Origin of the sequence: Marinitenerispora sediminis, from assembly GCF_003336425.1 — a bacterium.
Lineage (GTDB): Bacteria > Actinomycetota > Actinomycetes > Streptosporangiales > Streptosporangiaceae > Marinitenerispora > Marinitenerispora sediminis.
In genome coordinates this window covers 1-387 of the sequence record NZ_QEIO01000379.1, presented here as the reverse complement: position 1 = coordinate 387, position 387 = coordinate 1, and the positions used below count along the sequence as shown (strand labels likewise).

Genomic DNA, 387 nt, shown 5'->3' with positions numbered 1-387 from the left:
GCCCCACCCCGAGTACCCCTCCGTCGGCAGCGGCTACCCGCCGCAGACCGGGCCGTGGCCTCCGTCCGGAGAGCCGGTCGCAACCGTGCCCGTGTCCGCGATCGCCGACCCGGGGATGCGGTTCGCCGCACGCTTGATCGACGTGCTCTTGGCGGGGTTCTGCACCTTCGTCGTGGGGATCAGCGCCGTGCTGGTCTCCGTGGTGGTCGCCGGTGGCGGGGAGCCGGACGAGGCGGGGCCGGTGTTCCCGGTGCTGCTGGTCGGCGGATTGGCCCTCGTCGCCTTCCTGTACGAGTGGGTGCAGGTGGCCAGATGGGGCCAGACCATCGGCAAGCGGGTGCTGGGGCTGCGGGTCGTCCGTGCCGACGGCGGCGGGCGGGTGTCCGG

1 protein-coding gene is annotated in these 387 nt (G+C 73.9%); it reads left to right on the top strand.

Annotated features, from left to right (window positions below; genetic code table 11):
• Positions 1-91 precede the first annotated feature (91 nt).
• On the top strand, positions 92-387 hold a 296-nt coding region (locus DEF28_RS26900), incomplete at its 3' end, for an RDD family protein (RefSeq protein ID WP_199493588.1).